The following is a 20,278-nucleotide window of genomic DNA, read 5'->3' on the forward strand; positions in this document are numbered from 1 at the left end:
GCTTCCTGCTTGGGCTGGAGCTTGGCTGGGGCGTCGCCGGCGTCGCCTGGGCGACCGTCACTGGTGAGTTCCTTGCCATGCTGCTCGGCCTGGCGATCGTGATCCGCCGGTTCCGCGCGGCGCCGCCTTTGCCGCGCCATCGCCTGCTCGACATGGCCGCCTTCCTGCGCATGCTGTCGCTCAACCGCGACATCATGATCCGCTCGTTCTCACTGCTCGCCGCTTTTGCGCTGTTCACCCGCCAGGGCGCCCAGTTCGGCACGGTGACGCTGGCCGCCAACGCCGTGCTGATGAACTTCTTTCTCGTCGCCGGCTATTTCCTCGATGGCTTCGCCACCGCCGCCGAACAGCTGGCGGGCCGTGCCGTCGGCGCGCGTGCCGCCGCACCGTTCCGGCAGGCCGTGCGGCTGACCCTGTTCTGGGGCTTTGGCTTGGCCGGGGCTGCAACTCTGGTGCTGCTGTTTGGCGGCGCCAATCTGATTGCTCTTGTGACGACGTCGCAGGAAGTCCGTGCAGTGGCCGACACCTACCTACCGTGGGCGGCGTTCACCGCGCTGAGCGGTGTGCTGGCGTTCCAGATGGATGGCGTCTTCATCGGCGCGACCTGGTCGCGCGACATGCGCAACATGATGCTTTTGTCGTTTCTCGCCTTCAGCGCCGCGCTGCTCACTTTGGCGCCCGCTTTCGGCAACAATGGTCTGTGGGCGGCGCTGCACGTCTTCCTGCTGGTGCGAGGCTTCAGCCTGCTCACCATTCTGCGGTTGCGGATGCAAACGGCGTTCAGCTGAGCGGCCTCATTGCCCATCGATCGAGATGGCTGTCGCGCAACTCGCGAATGGATCTGAGCCGTTCCGTGCCGGCAAAGCGTGCCATCGCGGCGACAATCCGGCCCGGCAGCGCAGGCCCGGCATAGATCATGCCGGTGTAGAGCTGCACCAGATCGGCGCCGGCACGGATCTTGTCCAGCGCGGCCTCGGCAGAATCGACGCCACCGACGCCGATGATGGCGCGGTCTGGGCCAAGCAGCTTGCGCATCTTCGCCAGCACGATGGTCGAGCGTTCGAACAAGGGTTTGCCCGAGAGTCCGCCGGTTTCGCGCGCGGTGTCGCCGCTGCGCAGTGCCGGTCGGGAGATGGTGGTGTTGGAGACGATGACGCCGTCGATCCGCTTCTCGGTGACCTCTGCGGCGATGTCCTCCAGCTCTGCCTCGACCAGATCCGGCGCGATCTTGAGGAAGACCGGCGGCTGGGCTGTTGCCGTGGCGCGCGCGGCCATGACACGCGACAAAAGTTCGCCAAGCTGCTCGCGCGCCTGCATGTTGCGCAGGCCCGGCGTGTTGGGCGAGGAGATGTTGACGGTGAGATAGCTGGCGTATTGCGCAAACCGGGCGACACCGCGCTCGTAGTCGCCGATGCGGTCGCTGCTGTCCTTGTTGGCGCCGATGTTGACGCCGACGATGCCGCCACGCCCCTTGCGTGCGGCAAGGCGCTTTTCGGCCGCTGCATGGCCTTCATTGTTGAAGCCCAACCGGTTGATCACCGCTTCGTCCGCCGTCAGCCGGAAAATGCGCGGCTTCGGATTGCCGGCCTGCGGCAGCGGCGTGATCGTGCCGACCTCGGCAAAGCCGAAACCCAGGCCAAGCAGCGCGTCGGGCACCTCGGCGTTCTTATCGTAGCCCGCAGCCATGCCGAGCGGATTCGGAAACTCGAGGCCGCGGACCGTCAGCTTCAGCCGCGCGTCGAGCGTCGTCCGCGCGCCGACCGGCAGGCCGCATCGCAACGCCGCGATCGACATGCCATGCGCGGTTTCCGGGTCGAAGGTGAACAGCAGCTTCTGGCCAAGCCGGTCGAGCACGCTCATTGCCCCTCCAGTGCCGGGAACTGATGCACACCATCGGCGCCAAGCGGCAGTTGTCGGACCCACAGCACGGCCTTTAGATCGAGCGGACCATAAAGATGCGGAAACAGTGCGCCGCCGCGCGAGACTTCGTATTTCAGCGCCGCGCCCAGGCTGGTCCCGTCGATGGCCACCAGCAGCAGGTCGGTCCGGCCCGCAAAGTGCTTTGCCGCGGTTTCCTTGACCTGCGCCGCGGTGGAGAAATGGATGAAGCCGTCTGCGACATCGATTGGCGCGCCGGTGAAGCGGCCATGTGTTTCGGCCTCGCGCCAAGGCGCTTGCGGGGTTATCTTGTAGATAATCTGAGACATGGTTGCGCTATAGTCCGAACCAGCCACGTGGGAAAGGCCACGCCAAGGGTCTTCCCCATTTCCGGCGCAAACATGCGATATTTCAGGCCTTGGCCATGGAGGACAACATGCGTCTGCAGCACATCTTGATCCCCGCCGCGCTCGTTTCGCTGGTCGCGGCTTCAGCTTATTCGGAAGAAACCGACCGCTACCGGCTGGAAAAGTCTGATAACGGCTATGTCCGTATGGATACGCAGACCGGCGCCATGTCGATCTGCGAGGAACGCTCCGGCCAGCTTGTCTGCAAGATGGCGGCCGACGAACGCGCTGCTTTCCAGGACGAGGTCGACCGCTTGCAGACCTCTATGAAGGCGATGGACGAGCGCGTCACCAAGCTCGAGAATTCGCTCTCCGCCCGCCTCGAATCGAAACTGCCGAGCGAGGAGGATTTCAACAAGACGATGAGCTACATGGAACGCTTCCTGCGCGGCTTCATGGGCATCGTCAAGGATATGGACAAGGACAACGGCGCCCAGCTCAATTCGCAGAAGACCTGAGCGTCCAAAGCAGGGAAAACGCGGCGCGCTGGCTTTGCCGCTTGAAAACAGCGCGCAGCCCCTCATAATCGTCCAACTGATCCCGAAAAAAGCAAAAATTATCGGGGGATTCGGGGAGGGACATTTGCCGGCCGGCTATTCTTTCGTCATCGCCGACGATCACCCGCTGTTTCGTGGTGCGCTGCGCGAAGCGCTTGCCGGCATCGGCAATGTCGCAGCCATCCACGAAGCCGGCGATTTCGAGAGCGCCAAGGCGCTGGTCGTGGCCAACGAGGATGTCGATCTGGTGCTGCTCGACCTGTCGATGCCGGGCGCCAGCGGCCTCTCCGGCCTGATCGCGCTGCGTGGCATCCATCCGACGGTGCCGCTGATCGTGGTGTCGGCGCGTGACGATCCGGCGACCATCAGGCGGGCGCTCGATCTCGGCGCATCCGGCTTCATCTCCAAATCGGCCAGCATGGAAGAGATCCGCGGCGCCGTGCAATCGGTGCTTGCCGGTGACATCGCCGCGCCCGTCGGCGTCGATCTTGGCGTCGAGCGTGATCCCGAAATATCCGACCTGATCAAGCGGCTGCAGGCCCTGACGCCGCAGCAGACCCGGGTGCTCGGCATGCTGGCCGAGGGCCTGCTCAACAAGCAGATCGCCTATGAACTCGGCGTCTCCGAGGCCACCATCAAGGCGCATGTCTCCGCCATCCTGCAGAAGCTCGGCGTCGACAGCCGCACCCAGGCGGTGATCCTCCTGTCCAAGATCGGCAGCGACCCGCTGCAGCCGACGAGCTAACCTATTCGGCGGCCGATGCCAGCGGCCTGACCCTGGCCATCATCGAGCGCAACACGGCCGGCTTCAGCGGCTTGTTGATCACCGCAATCTCGAGGCCGCCCGCGGCCGTGCGCACCTCGTTGGAGCGGTCCGCGGTGACCAGCACGGCCGGCAGGTTGTCGCCGTGGATCGCGCGCAGCCTGACGATGATATCGAGACCGGTTTCGCCGTCGAGATGGTAGTCGGCAAGGACGATGTCCGGGCGGTGCATCGCGGCTCCGTCCAGATCCCTTGAGCCGGACACTGTATCGACGTTGCACCCCCAGCCTTCGAGCAGCAGCCGCATACCTTCGAGGATGCGGGCATCGTTGTCGATGCAGAGCACGTGCAGCCCAGCCAGCGAAGCTGTCGCACGCGCAGGGGCTCTGGTCTCGATCTCGCGTCGCGGCTCCTGCACGGCCGCCACAGGCAGGATGACGGAAAAGCGCGTGCCCTTGCCCGGATTGGAAAAGATCCGGATCTCCAGGCGCAACACCCGGGCGATGCGGTCGACGATGGAGAGGCCGAGGCCGAGGCCCTCGGCCTCGCGCGCGCCTTCGTCCAGCCGGGTGAATTCGTGAAAGACGGTGTTCAGCTTGTCGCCGGCGATGCCGATGCCGGTGTCGATCACCTGGATTTCGGCCAGTTCGCCGCGCCGCCTGACGCCGACCAGCACACGGCCGTGGCGCGTGTATTTAATGGCGTTGGAGACCAGGTTCTGGATCAGGCGCCGCAACAGGTTGCGATCCGTCGTCACGGTCAGCGATGACGGCATGATCGTCAGCTCGAGCTTCTTTTCGGCGGCGAGCGGCCGGAAGTCGTTGCCGATCTGGCGCAGCAATCCATCGAGGTTGAAGGCGGTATCGTCCGGCTTCATCGCACCGGCGTCGAGGCGGGAGATGTCGAGCACGGCGCCGAGAATGGTCTCGACCGATTCCAGCGAGGATTCGATGTTGACCGCTGCCTTGCCGGTCGGCCCCTTGCCGGCCTTCTCGATCAGCGACGAGCAATAGAGCCGGGCGGCGTTCAGCGGCTGCAGGATGTCGTGGCCGGCGGCGGCGAGGAAGCGGGTCTTGCCGAGATTGGCCTCCTCGGCCAGCATCTGCGCCTGCGCCAGCTCTTCGTTGACGCGGGTCAGCTCGATGGTGCGGGTCTTGACGCGCTGCTCCAGCGATTCATTGGCGCGTTTCAGCGCCAGATCCTGCTCGACGCGTCCGGAAATGTCGGCATAGGTGGCGACGATGCCGCCGTCCGGCATCGGGTTGGACCGCAGCTCCAGGATGCGGCCCGAGGTTTTCAGCTCCATCTGCCATGGGCTGACGAAGCTGGTCAGCCGGTTGAGCATGGCCACGCGCTGCTCCGCCGGAATGTCGCCGCGCTCCGAGAGATGGCGCAGGATGCTGTCGAGCGAGACGCCGACCTGGCCCATCTCGTCGGGCAGGTCGAACAGGGCCCGGTACTGGCGGTTCCAGCAGATCAGGCGGAAGTCGCGGTCGAAGACGGTGATGCCTCGCTCCATCTGGTCGAGCGCGATCTGCAGCAGGTCGCGATTGTGCTGCAGCGCCTCGGTGGCGTCATCGAGTAAGCGGAAGGCATCCCTGGATTCGCGGTCGTGGCGCCGAAACAGCAGCGACAAGATCAGCCGCGCCGAAGACGAACCGACGGCGCTGGCCAGCAATTGTTCGGAAAATCGGATGACGTCCATGCTCGCCTGCTCGTTGCCGTGCAGCGAGGTTCCGTTGGTCTTTTCGAACGACTGGAAGGAGCGCTCGGTGCGCTCGACACCGAGATAGCGCCCGATCGTGTCCTTGAGGTCGTTGACGGTGATGGCGGTGCGGAAGCGGCGCAGGCTTGGCATCGGGCCGGCATCGCGTGGCACGAAGATCGACGCCTGAATGCGCTCCAGCGGCACCGATGCGCGCGAGAGGGAACCGAGCACAAAGAACACCGCGTTGACCGACAGGCTCCACAACACGCCGTGGTTCAGCGGTTCGGCGACGGTGCCGAACAGGGCCTGCGGCCGCAACGCCTCGAAGCCGAACAGCCCGTGCGCGATGATTTCGGTGTCAGGTCCGGCAAGCGATGGAAACAGCAGCGTGTAGCCCCAGACGAGGATGCCGGCGACCATGCCGAGTGCTGCACCCCGGCCATTGGCGCCGCGCCAGATCAGGCCGCCGATCAGCGCCGGCGCGAACTGTGCTATTGCCGCGAACGACATCAGGCCGATCGACGACAGGCGCGCGCTGTTGGTGCTCTCGCGGTAATAGAGGAAGGCGATGAACAGCAGGATGAAGATCGCTCCGCGCCGCACATTGAGGATGAGCGTCGACCAGTCTTCGGTCTCGGAGGTCGAGGTCTTGAGCAGGCGGCGCACGAACAGCGGAATGATGAGGTCGTTGGAGATCATGATCGACAGCGCCACGCTCTCGACGATCACCATCGCCGTCGCCGCCGACAGCCCGCCGATGAAGGCCGCCATGGCCAGCACGTCATGGCCGCTGAACAAGGGCAGCGACAGCACATAGAGATCGCTGCTGGTTCCGGTGCCGACCAGCGACAAGCCGGCAAAGGCGATCGGCAGCACGAACAGATTGATCGCTACGAGGTAGAGCGGAAACACCCATGTTGCGGTGCGCAGTTCGGCCTCGCCGCGGTTCTCGACGATGGTGACGTAGAACTGGCGCGGCAGCATGATGATGGCAAAGCCGCTCAGGCAAGTCAGCACCAGCCAGGTGGCGAGCGAGGTGTTGTAGCTCATCGCCTGCCGAACCTGTGCATTCTGGGCGAGCTTGTCTAACATGTCGCCCGGGCCGCCGAAGATCAGGAAGGTGACCATCAAGCCGATGGCCAGGAAGGCGGCAAGCTTGACCACGGTTTCGACGGCCACCGCCAGCATCAGCCCGTCCTGGTGTTCGGTGGCGTCGGCGTGGCGCGTGCCGAACAGCACCGCAAACAGCGCCAGCAGCATGGCGACGACCAGCGAGATGTCGCTGACGAAGGGATCGAAGGAGGGCGGCGATCCCGTATAGTGCTCGACCATCAGGCTGACCGAACCGGAGATCGCCTTCAACTGCAGCGCGATATAGGGCACCGCGCCGATGGTCGCGATCAGCGTGGCGATCGCCGCGACGGTAAAACTCTTGCCATAGCGGGCGCCGAGGAAGTCGGCGATCGAGGTGATCTTCTCCGTCTTGGCCAACCGCACGATGCGGTTGAGCAGCGGAAAGCCGAACACGAAGACCAGCACCGGGCCGGTATAGATGCCGAGGAATTCGAGGCCGCGTTCGGAAGAGAGGCCGACCGAGCCGAAGAAGGTCCAGGACGTGCAGTAGATCGCAAGACTGAGCGCGTAGATGAAGGGACGGGCCCGACTCGGCCCTGAAATGGCCGAGCGGCGGTCGCCTAGGCTGGCGATGGCGAACAGCAGCGTCACATAGGCGATCGCGATGATGACGATGAACAAGCCCTGCACGCCGGCAATATCCTCCCTGTGCCGAATTTCAACCCGGCTTGCCCAGACGCAATCACAGCTTGGCTTCCGAGTCCATCACGGCTTTGGGCGCATGAAGACCGCGATTTCTGATGCATGTCGCCCAAAAGCGCGCAGCGGTTTTGGGGCAACGACATGCACAAAAACAAAACACCCAAAGCGCGGCGCGTGGATCCGTTTCAACGCGACGCGCTTTGGAGACTACCGCCAGGTAAGGAGAAACCGGTTGCTTTCTCCTTTTTGCCGATGTTGCAACCGCAGGTTTTTGTTATGTTGCCTCAGGTCGATGCCCGCAAGGACGGAAGCGGCAGCTCGGCCGGTCATGACAAGGAGGGTCGAATGCTGAAAGAATTCCAGGAATTCATTTCCAAGGGCAATGTGATGGACCTTGCGGTCGGCGTCATCATCGGCGCGGCCTTCGGCAAGATCGTCGATTCCCTTGTCAATGACATCATCATGCCGATCGTCGGCGCGATTTTCGGCGGCTTGGACTTCAACAACTATTTCCTGGGGCTCTCCTCGGCCGTCAATGCCACCTCGCTGGCGGACGCCAAAAAGCAAGGCGCTGTTTTCGCGTATGGCAGTTTCATCACTGTCGCGTTGAACTTCCTTATCCTCGCTTTCATCATCTTTCTGATGGTCAAGGCCGTGAACAACATGCGCAAGCGGCTTGAACGCGAGAAGCCCGCAGCACCGGCCGCGCCGCCGCCCGCCGACGTCGCGCTGCTCACCGAAATTCGCGACTTGCTCGCCAAAAGATAATCAGCAAAGCATTGCTGGACCAAAACCCCGGTCGTTCGCGGCTGGGGTTTTCTGTTTTCGCATCTGGTAAGGAGCGCTGATAAACGCCCGAGATCGGAACGGACCCGCCCATGACTTTGATCGACAGCTTGCGCACGGAGGCCCGCGCCGCACCCGAAAGCGGCATTGTCGCCGTCGTCAATTACGGCCGCCTGCGCGAAGGCATGATCCCGCTCTGGGCCGGCGAGGGCGACTTGCCGACGCCTTCGTTCATCACCGATGCCGCGTCGAAGGCGCTGGCCGGCGGCGAGACGTTCTACACCTGGCAAAAGGGCATCCCAGATCTCAGGCAGGCGCTTTCCCGCTACTATGCCAGGCATTTCGGTAAGACCTTCCCTGAGGAGCAATTCATCGTCACCGGGTCCGGCATGCATGCCATCCAGCTGGCGCTCGACGCGCTCGCCGGTGCCGGCGACGAGGTCATCTATCTGTCGCCGGCCTGGCCGAATTTCGATGCCGCAGCAGGGATATCGGGCGCCGTTCCGGTGGCGGTCACGCTCGATCATTCCGGCAATGGCTGGTCCTGCGACGTCGAGAAGATTGCGGCGGCGATCACGCCGCGCACAAAAGCGCTGTTCATCAACACGCCGTCGAACCCGACCGGCTGGACCGCCGATCACGAGACCTTGCAGGCGATCCTCGATCTTGCGCGCACGAAGAACCTCTGGATCATCGCCGACGAAATCTATTCGCTGTTCCACTACAGCCACGGCCGTGCGCCGTCCTTCCTCGACATCGCCACGGCGGAAGACCGCATCCTGTTCGTCAACAGTTTTTCCAAGAACTGGGCGATGACCGGCTGGCGCGTCGGCTGGATCAAGACACATCCCGCCTTGCAGCAGGTGTTCGAGAACCTGATCCAGTATTCCAACTCCGGCGTCGCCCAGTTCATGCAGCGCGGTGCGGTTGCAGCCCTTGATGAGGGTGATGCCTTCGTTGCCGAACAGGTGGAGCGGGCGCGCAAGGCACGCGATCTGGTCTGCGGCATTCTCGGCGACACAGGCCGCGCCCGGTTCACCGTACCGCAAGGCGCGTTCTATCTGTTCTTCACGGTCGACGGCATCACCGATTCACGCACTGCCGCTTTCGACATCGTCGACAAGGCCAATGTCGGCCTGGCGCCCGGCACCGCCTTCGGTCCCGGCGGCGAAGCCTTCCTCAGACTGTGCTTCCACCGCCGCCTCGATCAGATCGAGGAAGCCGCGCACCGGCTGGCAAAGTGGATGAAGACTATTTGATGCCCTGAGGCCGGATTGAAAATCGCTCCGGCGAGTCAGCTGGCGTGGGTTTCGAGAACCGGAGCGCAGCGGACATTCAGGTCCGTGAGCACCGGAAGCGCAGAAACCTGCGTCAGATGGCCGTCGGAGTAGAGTTTCAAACGGGCTTCAGCCGCCTGACTTGGGCACCAGCAGGGGAATGATCCGGTCGCTCTTGGCCACCGATGGCCGACCGGCGGAGCCATAGGGAATGCCGAGTGCATCCCAGGTCTCGACCAGCGCGTCCTGCAACTCGGCGATCAGCGCATCGGAGTGGAACGGCGTCGGCGTGATGCGCAGCCGCTCCGTACCGCGCGGCACGGTCGGGTAGTTGATCGGCTGGATGTAGATGCCGTGCACGCCGAGCAGGCGGTCGCTGGCCATCTTGCAGGCCTCCGGATCGCCGACCAGCAGCGGCACGATGTGCGTTGGCGAGTCCATCACAGGCAGGCCGGCGGCCGAAAGGATCTGCTTGGTTCGTGTCGCCTGCTGATGCTGTGCATCGCGCTCGGCCTGCGAGCGTTTGAGGTGGCGGATCGAGGCGGTGGTGGCGGCGGCGATCGCCGGCGGCAGCGCCGTGGTGAAGATGAAGCCCGGCGCATAGGAGCGCACCGCGTCGATCACCGCGCTTGTGCCGGTGATGTACCCGCCCAGCGTGCCGAACGCCTTGGCCAGGGTGCCCTGGATTATATCGATCCGGTCGGCCAGTCCCTCGCGCTCGGTGATGCCGCCGCCGCGCGGTCCGTACATGCCGACGGCATGGACCTCGTCGATATAGGTCATGGCGTTGTAGCGCTCGGCGAGCTCGACGATCTGCTTTATCGGTGCGATGTCGCCATCCATCGAATAGACGCTCTCGAAGACGATCAGCTTGGCGCGTTCGCGGCCCGCCGCCTGCAGCAGGCTTTCCAGATGCGCGACATCATTGTGGCGGAAGATCTTCTTTTCCGCACCGGAGCGCCGCACGCCTTCGATCATCGAGGCGTGGTTCAACTCGTCCGAGATGATCAGGCAGTTGGGCAAAAGCCGCGCGATGGTCGAAATCGAGGCTTCATTGGAGACAAAGCCGGAGGTGAAAACGAGTGCGGCTTCCTTGTCGTGCAGGTCGGCAAGCTCCACTTCGAGCTCGACCAGCGGGTTGCTGGTGCCCGAAATGTTGCGGGTGCCACCGGCGCCCGACCCCATTTTGCCGGCCGCGTTCTGGAACGCGGCGATGACGTCGGGATGCTGGCCCATGCCGAGATAGTCGTTGGAGCACCAGACGGTGATTTCCTCGGCGCGGCCATTGGAACGCCAGATGGCGCGCGGAAACTTGCCCGCGATGCGCTCAAGGTCGGCGAAAACGCGATAGCGACGCTCTGCATGGAGCTGGTCGATCGCTTCCTCGAAGAACCGCTGATAGTTCATGTCGACTTTCCCAATTTTGCGCGGGATCATAATCATTGCCCTATTGGTCGTCCACCGGGCCTTTTTGGTCAAAATGCCACGCCCCGGACCTGTTCCTAACGACCACGGATCGTGGCCTATTCCCTTGATGTGGATCAATTTTGTTTCAGGACGATGCCACATGCCGACAATGCCGGTTACCACGAGTTCTAATGGCCAGGCGGCAGGCTTTCCAGTAAGGCGGGGGTTGAGACAGTTTCCGATAAATCTTGAGATGCGAGGTCACGGATGACGGTTTTGGTAACAGGCGGCGCCGGTTATATCGGCAGCCACATGGTCTGGGAACTGCTGGATGCCGGCGAGAGCGTGGTCGTTCTCGACCGTCTTTCCACCGGTTTCGAATGGGCGGTGGCGCCGGAGGCAAAGCTGGTGGTTGGCGATGTCGCCGACAGGGAATTGGTCGGTTCGATCATCAGGGACAATCATGTCGATGCGATCATCCACTTCGCCGGCTCGATCGTGGTCCCGGAATCGGTTGCCGACCCGCTCAGTTATTATGAGAACAACACCAGCAAGACGCGCACGCTGATCGAGACCGCGGTCCGAGAGGGCGTGCCCAATTTCATCTTTTCCTCGACCGCTGCCGTCTATGGCGGCGCCGGACTGGAGCCGGTGCGCGAGGATGCTCGCCTGGCGCCGGAATCGCCCTATGGCCTGTCCAAGCTGATGAGCGAATGGATGCTGCGCGATGCGGCGATCGCGCACCCCTTGCGCTACACGGCGCTGCGCTATTTCAACGTCGCCGGCGCCGATCCCAGGGGCCGTACCGGCCAGTCGACGCCGGGCGCCACCCATCTGATCAAGGTTGCCTGCGAAACCGCACTCGGCAAGCGGCCGTTCATGCAGGTGTTCGGCACCGACTATCCGACGCCGGACGGCACCTGCATGCGCGACTATATCCATGTCAGCGATCTGGCGGCGGCGCATCGCCTGGCCCTGCAGCGGCTGCGCGCCGGGGGCGCGAGCCTGGTCGCCAATTGCGGCTACAGCCATGGCTATTCGGTGCTCGAGGTCATCGACAGCGTGCGGCGTGCCTTCGGCCATGATTTCGAGGTGAAGATGGGCGATCGCCGCCCCGGCGACGCCGCCGCGGTGGTTGCCAATTCGGATCTCGCCCGCGCCGAACTCGGCTGGACCCCGCAGCGCGACGATCTCGACCAGATCGTTGCCGACGCGCTCGCCTGGGAGCGCATCCTGACCGGCAAGAACTCCGCGCGCGGCTGAGCCGGGTTCTCCCAGGGGCTCGCAAGGCACGTGGCGAAGCGCTATTGAAGGCATTCGCGGCACGGCGTGGAGGCGCTGCGCCGCGAAGAGCTTTTGGGGGGATGGCATGAAGATAACGGTGCTCGGGGCCGGTGTCGTCGGTACGGCAGCCGCCTATTATCTGGCCAGCGACGGCCACGAGGTCACCGTGATCGAGCGCCATGCGGCGCCGGCGCGCGGCACCAGCCAGTCGAACGCCGGCCTGGTCTCGCCGGGCGATGCCACCGCCTGGGCTTCGCCGGCGGCGCTGAAGACCTTCCTGCGCGCGCTCTACAACCATGATCTCGGCATCAAGGTGCGGCTGCGCTTCGATCCCTACTTCCTCGCCTGGAGCCTGCGCTTCCTGCGCCAATGCACGAAAGAGCGCCTGCGTGCCAACAGCCGGGTCAAGCTGCGCCTGGCGCTCTATTCGCGCGACTGTATCAACGCCATCTCCGCCGATACCGGCATTCACTATGACGAGCGCAAGAAGGGCATCCTCTATTTCTTCCGCTCGCAGCACAGTCTCGACACCGGCACCGACAACTATCGCTATCTGGCCGAGCATGGCCTGCCGATCGAGATCGTCGGCCGCGACCGGCTGATCGAGCTCGAGCCGGGTCTTGCCGGAGTGAAGGAAAAGATCGCCGGCGGCGTCTATTCGCCGATCGACCAGACCGGCGATTCCCGGCAGTTCGTGGAAAAGCTCGCCGCCCACGCGGCCGGGAAACTCGGCGTGACGTTTCTCTACGGCACGACGGTCGAGGGCCTCGACATCGAGGGTGACCGGGTGCGCGCGGTGATGACCTCGGCCGGACCGGTTCTCGGCGATGCCGTGGTCATGTCGATGGGGCCGGAAAGCGGCCTGCTCGGGCGCCGCTACGGCATCGACCTGCCTATCTACCCGGTGAAGGGTTATACCGCGACGATTCCGCTTGAGGACGAAAGCAAGGGCCCGACCATGGGCGGCGCCGACGAGGATCAGTTGATTGCCTATTCCAGGCTTGGCAACCGGCTGCGGCTCGCTTCGACCGCCGAATTCACCGGTTTCGACCGTACCTTCCGGCCGAGCGATTTCGCCGCCATGTTCAGGACCGGCAAGGACCTGTTCCCCGGCGCCTTCGACGAGAACAAGGCCGAGCTGTGGGCGGGCCTGCGGCCGATGATGCCGAACTCGGTGCCGGTCATTGGCAAGGCGCGTTTCAGCAACCTTTATCTCAACACCGGCCACGGCCATGTCGGCTGGACCATGGCCTGCGGCTCCGGCAAATTCCTCGCCGACCTCGTCGCCTGCCGCAAGCCGGAGATCGACCCGCAAGGGCTGGTCTACGGGGGCTAGAGATGTCGGGACCGCAAGTCGCCATCGACCTTGGCCGCATCGAGCGCAATGCGCGCACGATCGTCGAGCGCTGCGCGCTGTCTGGCATCAAGGTGTTCGGCGTCACCAAGGGCACATGCGGCATGCCGCAAGTGGCGCGCGCCATGCTGCGCGGCGGCGTTGCCGGTATCGCCGAATCGCGCTTCGAGAACATCCGCCGGCTGCGCGACAGTGGCATCAACGCGCCGATCATGCTGCTGCGCAGTCCGCCGATGGCGCGTGTCGAGGAGGTGGTGCGCACCGTCGACATCAGCCTGCAGTCGGAACTCGCCACCATCCGCGAGATTTCGCGCATCGCCGAGCGCATGGGCCGCGTCCACGACATCATGCTGATGATCGATCTCGGCGATCTCCGCGAAGGCATTTGGCCGAATGACCTCATCCCGACGGTCGAACAGATACTACAGTTCAAGGGCGTGCGCATTGCCGGCATCGGCACCAATCTCGGCTGCTTCGGCGCCATCATGCCGACGCCGGAAAACCTTGGGCAACTCGTCGCCCATGCCTACAAGACCGAGCGCCTGTCCGGCAAAAGCCTCGACTGGATTTCCGGGGGCGCCTCGTCGTCGCTGCCGCTGTTGCTCGAAGGCAAGCTGCCGGCCGGCATCAACAATCTGCGGGTCGGCGAGGCGATCCTGCAGGGCGGCGTCGAGACCTTCCGCGACACGCCATGGGCCGAGCTCGAACCCGATGCCTGCCGGCTGACCAGCGACATCATCGAGGTCAAGCTCAAGCCGTCACGGCCGATCGGCCAATCGGGCTACGACGCCTTCGGCAACCAGCCGGTCTTTCCCGACGAGGGCGACAGGCTGCGCGCCATCGCCAATAACGGCCGCGAGGACGTGCTGGTCGAGGGGCTGACACCGATTGCCAAGGGGATACGGGTGCTCGGCGCCTCAAGCGACCATCTGCTGCTCGATGTCGCCGATGCGGATCCGCCGCCGGCTGTCGGCGACCGCGTTGCCTTCCGCATGAGCTATGGCGCCATGCTGCTGGCGATGACTTCGGAATATGTCGAGAAGGCCCCGATGCATGACGTCGAGGACTTTTCCGGCCGCAAGATGGTGCAGATCACGGCCGAGCAGGGGGCTGCCGGCATACTGGCTCGGGAAGGCACCGGCGCGCGGCTGGAAGCGATGAATTTCGACGTCGTCGAACTGGCCGATGTCGAGCGGCCGCCATCGGGGCTGATCCGGCTGACTGCCGGCGCCGACCGTCGCATCGCCCACAAGGCGCTGACCGCAGCGGCGCGCGCGACGCATTCCTTCGGCCTGATCTGGATCGATTCCATCGCCGCCCTGATGCCCGAGGACGAGGACGGCATCGACTTGCCGCAAGGCTCGGTCTTGGCGCGTACCCTCGGCCTCGACCACAAGGCGGGTGCGCTGCAGCCGCAGCTGTCGCCGGAGAATGTCGTCATTGTCGGCTTGCGCCATGCCGACCCGGCCGAAGCACGGGTGCTGAAGGATTCACGCGTGTCGGCCTTCACCATGACCGATATCGATGCCATGGGCATGCGCGACCTGATGCATGAGGCGATACGCATCGCCACATCCGGCACGCAAGGCTTCCATGTCAGCTACTCGCCTACCGCAACCGAATTCGCGGGCTGGGCTGCGGGCTCCGGCGGGCTGACCGTGCGCGAGACGCATCAGGCGATGGAGGCGATCGCGCTCTCCGGCGGTCTGCTGTCGATGGATGTTTCGGGGCTGACCGCGGATCTGGAGCCCCGGATCGGCACCGACGTGATCAACTTCGTCATGTCGGTTTTCGGCAAGCGGATCTTGTAGCTGAGCATGGTCCCGAAAAGTGGGTTCCGGTTTTCTCGGACAAACGGAAATCGTTTGTCCAGAGACCATGCCCAAACAGACAGACCCTATCCCTGCACTTCGACTGCCGCGCGCCAGGCACTGACGTAGTCGGCCCAGACCGGGTCGGTCGGCGGCTCCATTCTTTCGCCCTTGCCCTGCGCCATCCGTTGATCGGTTGCCAGCAATGCGGCGCCGATGCTGGTGCCGGTGGCAGCCTCGGACGCAACAACGGCACGTGCCGTGCCGGCTGCCAGCATGCCGACAAAGAGCCGGTTGCGGGCAAAGGGCCCTTCGACTGTGGTCGGGCCGTCGGCGCCGATCAGGTCGAGGCAGGTCGCCGTCATCAACGCCAGATAGAACGAGATGGCAGCAAAGCGCTGGCCATTGTTCATGCCGTCGGCGTTGAGCCATATCGCAGTCTGATGCGGGAACGGTCCCGACCCTTGCTGGGTCGACGGCAGCAGCAGCACCTTTCGCGCCAGCACGGCGCCGACATCGGCTTCGGTCCACTGCTCCGGTAGATACTTCGTCAGCACGGAAAACTCGCGGCCACCCATGAAGCGCGCCGAGGGAACGGGATCGCCGAGTGCGTTGACATTGACCAGAGTGTCGCGCGCGGCATCCAGCGCAATCTGTTTGCCGCCGACCGCCATCGACACCACCCAGGTGCCGGTCGAGACGACGGAGAAAGGCGGTTTGTCGGAGAGCAGATGCGGCAGCAGCGAGGCGTTGGAATCATGCAGGCCGCAGAAGACCGGCGTTTGCGGATCGAGTCCGGTTCGCACCGCAACGATAGGCAGGATCGGGCCGAGGCGATCCCTCGCCGTCCGCACCGGCGCCATCAGCCCGCGCCATTCCAGGCTGTCGATCAATGATGAAAAATCCGCCGTCCACGGGTTCCACAGATCGGTGTGGCAGCCGAGCGAAGTCACCTCGTTAGCGGCGATGCCGGTCAGTCGCAAGGCCCAGTATTGCGGGTACATCAGCATCGCTGCAGCCCTGGCGAACTCCGCCGCGAAGCTTTTCTGCTGCCAGAAGAATTGTGCACCGAGATTGAGGCCGAGCGGCAGGCGTGGCGTGCCGGTCTCGGCGAAAGGCGGGCGGATCGCTTCATAGTCCGCTGCCAGCCGGTCGGGGCCGTCGAATTCATAGTCGAGCACCGGCAGCACCAGCTCGCCCGCGGCATCGACCAGCACGCCCGTCGCGCCATGTGTCGTGATCGAAATGGCGTCGATGCGCTGTTCGCGGTTGAGGCTGGCAAGGCTGTCGAGGCTGTCGAGGATGAACGTCCACAGTGCCTCGACATCGTGGTGGGGGTAGGGCGCTAGCCGCACCGGCGCATTGGCCGTGCGGCGCAGCGCGACCTCGCTCAACGTCGTGAGGTCGACCAGCGCCACTTTGGCGTTGGTCTTGCCGATGTCGATGACGGCGACGTGGCGCATCGCACTCATGCCATATGGAACACGGTTTCCAGCGGCACGGCCACCGGCTCGTTGTCCGGCCTGGTCTCCATGATGTCGGCCATGTGTGCCCACCAGCGCTGCATCACCGGATGCTTGGGCAGTGCGTCCATGCTGTGGTTGTCTCGCCGCCACAGCACGCCGAACAGGATATTGGTCTCTTCGTCGAGATGGATGGAATAATCGGAGACGCCGGCCTGTTTGAGCAATAAGACCAGCGACGGCCAGATCTCGTCGTGGCGCTGCTTGTACTCGGCCTTCATGCCCGGCTTGAGCTTCATCTTGAACGCGTATTTCTCAGGCATCAGCTGTTACCACGCAGCCGCCGCCAGACAATCGGCAGCGCGATGACGATGATCAGCAGCAGGCCGATGAAGATCGACATGACGATGCCGGGCACGTTGAGCAGGCCAAGCCCGAAGGTCACCAGCCCCATGATGAAGGCGGCGAGCACGACGCCAACAATGCTGCCGGCGCCACCAAGAATGCTGACGCCGCCGAGTACCACCATGGTGATGACTTCCAGCTCGTAACCCTGTGCGATCGACGGTCGCGTCGAACCGAGCCGCGAGGTTATCAGCACCGAGGCGATGCCCGACATCAGCCCGGTCAGGCAGAACAGGATGAACTTGGTGCGGCCGACGCGCACGCCGGAAAATTGTGCTGCGACCGGGTTGTTGCCGATGGCAAAGACGCGGCGGCCGAAACTCGTGCGGTGCAAGAGGAACCAGTAAACGACGGCCGCGATCAGGAAGAGCACCAGTTCGAACGACACCACCCACCAGACGTAACCCTGGCCGAAGAAGGCGAAGCTCGAGGGATAGCCCTTGTAGGCCTGGTCGCCGAGGATGATGAAGGCGATGCCGCGAAACAGGCTCATTGTGCCGATGGTGACGACGATGGACGGCAAGCCAAGCCTTGTCACCAGCAGCCCGTTGAAGGCGCCGCAGCCGAGCCCGACGACGATGCCGATCGCCACCAGCACCGGTGTGCCGGCGCCGGCCTGCACCGCCATGCCCATCATGGTCGACGCCAGCGCGATGATGGCGGCGACCGACAGGTCGATCTCGCCCGAAATGATCAGCAGCGCCATGGCAAAGGCGATCAGACCCTTCTCGGTGAAATTGAAGGTGAGATCGGACAGCGAATACGGGTCGAGGAAATAGGGCGAGGCGAAGCTGTTGATGGCGAAGATGGCGACGGCCACCACGACCAGCAGCGCTTCCCAGGAAAAGATCGCCGCACGGAACGGCTTGTCGAGCCTGTCGGGAATGTGGCGCGGGGCAGGGATGTCGGTCACGTCACCGCCTCCACCTTTCTGAGGATGATGCGGCCTTGCTGGCGTTCGCCGCGCGCGTTGAGCACGACGGCCAGAATGATGGCGCTGCCCGAAATCGCCATCTGCCAGAAGGGCGAGATGTTGATGACCGGCAGTGCGTTGGAGATGATGCCGAGGAACAGCGCGCCGAGCACCGCGCCGCCGACCGAGCCGATGCCGCCGGCGATGGAAATGCCGCCGATGACGCAGGCGGCAATGATGTTGAGCTCATAGCCGTTGGCGACCTCGACCGAGGCAATCACATAGCGCGAGATCCAGAGATAGCCGGAGAGGCCGCCGATCATGCCGGAGATGCAGAAGACGATGAATTTCGTCCGGCCGACATCAATGCCGGCATAGACTGAAGCCGTCGGGTTGACGCCGATGGCATAGATCGAGCGGCCGAGCGCGGTGCGCGTCATCAAGACGAAGAACAGCGCAATGACCAGGATGGCGATCCACGACAGCACCGGAATGCCGAGGAAGGCCGCACGCTGGAAGCCGATGAAGTCCGGGCTCATCTTGTCGGCATTGACCCAGGCGCCGCCGGACAGGACGAAGGTGGCGCCGCGATAGATGGTCAGCGTACCCAATGTGACCACGATCGAAGGGATGTTTAGCCGCCACACCAAAAGGCCGTTGATGGCGCCGAGCACCAGCCCGACCAGCAGTGCGATGACGATCAGCAGCGGGATCGGGATCGCCGGATGCGCGGCGTTCAGCATCGCCACCACCATGCCGGTGAAGCAGAGGTTGGACGCCATCGACAGATCGATCGACCGGGTCAGGATGACGACCATCTGGCCCAGCGCCAGGATCATCAGGATCGAGGTGTCGTTGAACACCTGGCGCAGATTGCCGGGGTCGGCAAAGGCCGGGAAGCGCGTCGAGATCAATCCGATCAGCACGACGATGGCCGCGAACAGCCAGATTTCACGGTATTTGAGGAAAGCCTTCATGCCGCGATCCCTGCTGCTGTCCTGACAAGCGTCTCGGCGTCCAGTCCCTTGTTGTCGTAGACCGCTGCGACGAGACCCTCGCGCATGACGACGACGCGGTCGGACATGCCGAGGATTTCAGGCAGTTCCGACGACACCATGATCACCGACAGGCCTTGCGCCACCAACTCGGCCATGAAGCCGTGCACGGCGGCCTTGGAGCCGATGTCGATGCCCTTGGTCGGCTCGTCCAGGATGATCACCTTGGGCGCGGTCGCCAGCCATTTGGCGATGACGATCTTCTGCTGGTTGCCACCCGACAGCGTGCCGACATCCTGGCTGAGCGACGAAGCGCGCAGGTCGAGCCGCTCGGTGTAGGAACGGGCGAGCGCAAATTCCTCGGACAACCGAAGCAGGCCTGACTTGGAGGTGCGCTTGAGCGACGGCAGCGAGACGTTCTGGAAGATCGGCAGGCCGATCACCACGCCTTGCTTGCCGCGTTCTTCCGGCACATAGACGATGCCGGCATCGATGGAATCCGCCGCCGATTTCGGCGCGATCGTCTTGCCTTCCAGCGTGATCGTGCCGCTTGAGGTGCGGGTAATGCCTGATATCGCCTGCATCACCTCGCTGCGCCCAGCGCCGACCAGGCCGTAGAAGCCGAGGATTTCGCCCTTGTGCAGCTCGAAGCCGATATTGTTGAACTCGGTCGGGTGCGACAGGCCTGAGACGGAGAGCACCGGTGCGCCGATCTCGGCCTTGCGTTGCGGGAAGATGTGATCGACGGCGCGGCCGACCATCAGGCGCACGATCTGGCTCTGGCCGGCATCCCTGATCAGGCCTTCACCGACCATCTCGCCATCGCGGAACACCGTGTAGCGGTCGGCGATGCGGTAGATCTCGTCGAACTTGTGGCTGATGAACAGGATCGCCTTGCCTTCGCTCTTGAGGAACTCGATGAGCAGGAAAAGCTCCTCGATCTCCTTCATCGAAAGGGCGGCGGTCGGCTCGTCCATGATGACGATCTGCGCGTCGATCGACATGGCACGCGCAACGGCGACCAGATGCTTGTTGGCGATGCCGAGGTCCTTCAGCCGCGCGTCGGCGCCGATATGGCCGGCATGCATGGTGTCGAGCACCTCGCGCGCATTCTTGCGCATCGTGCGCCAGTCGATGGTGCCGAAGCGCGTGCGTGGCGCGTGGCCGAGAAAGATATTTTCGGCAACCGTCAAATCGTCGAACAGCACGGTTTCCTGGTGGATGGCGGTGACGCCATAGCCGAAGGCGGCATGCGCGCTGGGCAGGGTGACGGCCTGGCCGTCGATGCTGATTGTGCCCTCGTCAGGCTGGTAGATGCCGGTCATGATCTTGACCAGCGTCGACTTGCCGGCGCCGTTCTCGCCGATCAGCGCGGTTACCTGGCCCGGATAGAGCGACAGGCTGACATTGTGCAGCGCGCGCACGCCGGGAAAGCTTTTGGAGATGCCGGACAGAGTCAGGCGTGGGGCCGAGGCCAGAGGCCGCTCCTTCACCGTGCCGGGTTGGGCTGTCGTGTCCATAGTCGTATCAAGCCCTGAAAACAAGGTCCGTTTA

Annotated in this window: 17 protein-coding genes; 8 read left to right on the top strand and 9 right to left on the bottom strand. The window is 63.9% G+C overall.

Annotated elements, in window-relative coordinates:
- On the top strand, positions 1–788 hold a 788-nt coding region (locus EN993_RS06400), incomplete at its 5' end, for an MATE family efflux transporter (RefSeq protein ID WP_245468664.1).
- Here EN993_RS06400 and EN993_RS06405 read toward each other — a convergent pair.
- Entirely contained in the window at positions 781–1,860 is a 1,080-nt protein-coding gene (locus tag EN993_RS06405; RefSeq protein ID WP_127262701.1) for a quinone-dependent dihydroorotate dehydrogenase, read from the bottom strand. The genes EN993_RS06400 and EN993_RS06405 overlap by 8 nt on opposite strands.
- A complete protein-coding gene (locus EN993_RS06410) occupies positions 1,857–2,207 on the bottom strand; it encodes a DUF952 domain-containing protein (protein ID WP_126067651.1) in 351 nt (116 codons plus the stop codon). Before EN993_RS06410 ends, EN993_RS06405 begins: the two co-directional genes overlap by 4 nt.
- 107 nt (positions 2,208–2,314) lie before the next feature.
- Here EN993_RS06410 and EN993_RS06415 point away from each other — a divergent pair, with 107 nt between their 5' ends.
- Together EN993_RS06415 and EN993_RS06420 are read left to right on the top strand one after the other, a co-directional pair.
- Positions 2,315–2,743 carry a hypothetical protein gene (locus EN993_RS06415; RefSeq protein WP_056588273.1) on the top strand — a complete coding sequence of 143 codons (429 nt, stop codon included), beginning with the start codon at positions 2,315–2,317 and terminating at the stop codon, positions 2,741–2,743.
- A 124-nt stretch (positions 2,744–2,867) separates the two neighbouring features.
- Complete coding sequence (locus EN993_RS06420) at positions 2,868–3,527, top strand: response regulator transcription factor (RefSeq protein WP_126067652.1); 660 nt, start codon at positions 2,868–2,870, stop codon at positions 3,525–3,527.
- A gap of 1 nt (position 3,528) precedes the next feature.
- Here EN993_RS06420 and EN993_RS06425 read toward each other — a convergent pair whose 3' ends face one another.
- The gene (locus EN993_RS06425) at positions 3,529–7,017 is read right to left on the bottom strand and encodes a PAS domain-containing hybrid sensor histidine kinase/response regulator (protein WP_127262702.1); all 3,489 of its coding nucleotides are present in this window, start codon (positions 7,015–7,017) and stop codon (positions 3,529–3,531) included.
- 357 nt (positions 7,018–7,374) lie between these two features.
- Between EN993_RS06425 and mscL the strand changes: the two genes are divergently transcribed.
- Both mscL and EN993_RS06435 read left to right on the top strand, forming a co-directional pair.
- The gene (gene mscL / locus EN993_RS06430; RefSeq protein WP_056588266.1) at positions 7,375–7,797 is read left to right on the top strand and encodes a large conductance mechanosensitive channel protein MscL; all 423 of its coding nucleotides are present in this window, start codon (positions 7,375–7,377) and stop codon (positions 7,795–7,797) included.
- Positions 7,798–7,907: 110 nt separating this feature from the next.
- Positions 7,908–9,074 carry a pyridoxal phosphate-dependent aminotransferase gene (locus tag EN993_RS06435; protein WP_109666588.1) on the top strand — a complete coding sequence of 389 codons (1,167 nt, stop codon included), beginning with the start codon at positions 7,908–7,910 and terminating at the stop codon, positions 9,072–9,074.
- A gap of 147 nt (positions 9,075–9,221) precedes the next feature.
- Here EN993_RS06435 and hemA read toward each other — a convergent pair whose 3' ends face one another.
- The gene (gene hemA, locus EN993_RS06440) at positions 9,222–10,499 is read right to left on the bottom strand and encodes a 5-aminolevulinate synthase (protein ID WP_109666803.1); all 1,278 of its coding nucleotides are present in this window, start codon (positions 10,497–10,499) and stop codon (positions 9,222–9,224) included.
- A gap of 267 nt (positions 10,500–10,766) precedes the next feature.
- Here hemA and galE point away from each other — a divergent pair, with 267 nt between their 5' ends.
- The 3 genes from galE (at position 10,767) to EN993_RS06455 (ending at position 14,948) form a co-directional block, all read left to right on the top strand.
- On the top strand, positions 10,767–11,762 hold the full coding sequence (gene galE / locus EN993_RS06445) for a UDP-glucose 4-epimerase GalE (RefSeq protein WP_109666590.1): 996 nt from the start codon (positions 10,767–10,769) through the stop codon (positions 11,760–11,762).
- 106 nt (positions 11,763–11,868) lie between these two features.
- On the top strand, positions 11,869–13,119 hold the full coding sequence (locus EN993_RS06450; RefSeq protein ID WP_127262703.1) for a D-amino acid dehydrogenase: 1,251 nt from the start codon (positions 11,869–11,871) through the stop codon (positions 13,117–13,119).
- Between the two features lie 2 nt (positions 13,120–13,121).
- A complete protein-coding gene (locus EN993_RS06455) occupies positions 13,122–14,948 on the top strand; it encodes an alanine racemase (protein WP_127262704.1) in 1,827 nt (608 codons plus the stop codon).
- An 86-nt stretch (positions 14,949–15,034) separates the two neighbouring features.
- Here EN993_RS06455 and EN993_RS06460 read toward each other — a convergent pair whose 3' ends face one another.
- Genes EN993_RS06460 through EN993_RS06480 form a run of 5 tightly spaced genes read right to left on the bottom strand, consistent with a single transcriptional unit; the run spans position 15,035 to position 20,244 of the window.
- Positions 15,035–16,420, bottom strand: a complete 1,386-nt coding sequence (locus tag EN993_RS06460; RefSeq protein ID WP_127262705.1) for an FGGY-family carbohydrate kinase — start codon at positions 16,418–16,420, stop codon at positions 15,035–15,037.
- Entirely contained in the window at positions 16,417–16,734 is a 318-nt protein-coding gene (gene rhaM, locus EN993_RS06465; RefSeq protein ID WP_127262706.1) for an L-rhamnose mutarotase, read from the bottom strand. Before rhaM ends, EN993_RS06460 begins: the two co-directional genes overlap by 4 nt.
- Entirely contained in the window at positions 16,734–17,729 is a 996-nt protein-coding gene (locus EN993_RS06470; RefSeq protein ID WP_127262707.1) for an ABC transporter permease, read from the bottom strand. The genes rhaM and EN993_RS06470 overlap by 1 nt, the downstream gene beginning before the upstream one ends.
- Positions 17,726–18,706 carry an ABC transporter permease gene (locus EN993_RS06475; RefSeq protein WP_109666605.1) on the bottom strand — a complete coding sequence of 327 codons (981 nt, stop codon included), beginning with the start codon at positions 18,704–18,706 and terminating at the stop codon, positions 17,726–17,728. Before EN993_RS06475 ends, EN993_RS06470 begins: the two co-directional genes overlap by 4 nt.
- A complete protein-coding gene (locus EN993_RS06480) occupies positions 18,703–20,244 on the bottom strand; it encodes a sugar ABC transporter ATP-binding protein (RefSeq protein WP_127262708.1) in 1,542 nt (513 codons plus the stop codon). Before EN993_RS06480 ends, EN993_RS06475 begins: the two co-directional genes overlap by 4 nt.
- Between the last annotated feature and the right edge of the window lie 34 nt (positions 20,245–20,278).

It is taken from the genome of Mesorhizobium sp. M7D.F.Ca.US.004.01.2.1 (assembly GCF_003997785.1).
GTDB classification, from domain to species: Bacteria; Pseudomonadota; Alphaproteobacteria; order Rhizobiales; family Rhizobiaceae; genus Mesorhizobium; species Mesorhizobium loti.